1 protein-coding gene is annotated in these 261 nt (G+C 45.6%); it reads right to left on the bottom strand.

Annotation, left to right across the window (positions count from 1 at the left end):
* Positions 1-161 (bottom strand): co-regulatory protein PtrA N-terminal domain-containing protein (locus KMS84_RS44655; RefSeq protein WP_498066989.1); only part of this gene is annotated, 161 nt, incomplete at its 3' end.
* Positions 162-261: the final 100 nt, after the last annotated feature.

The raw sequence follows: 261 nt of genomic DNA, 5'->3' as shown, positions 1-261 counted from the left end.
ACTTCAGGTGTCGCCTTTCCGTTTTCTAAGGCGTACTGCTCCATCGCCTTCTGGTTCTCTTGCATCATTCGACCATAAACACGGTCACCACCTCCTTCAGCCATGGCCAAAGAAGACATGGTCAAGATGGAAGCGGCAAAAACAACTTTTAATAATTTCATGATTTTCTCCTAGTGCTCACTTACTTCTGACTAGAGGATAACCAGTGATGCCTTTCAGGAAGCTGCCGCGAATATTACATATCTGTAAGGCCTCTCGTAG

Origin of the sequence: Streptomyces hilarionis (assembly GCF_024539675.1) — a bacterium.
In the GTDB taxonomy this organism is placed as follows: domain Bacteria; phylum Actinomycetota; class Actinomycetes; order Streptomycetales; family Streptomycetaceae; genus Streptomyces; species Streptomyces hilarionis.
Note: the sequence above shows the minus strand (reverse complement) of the source record. Positions and strands in the feature narration are given on the sequence as shown.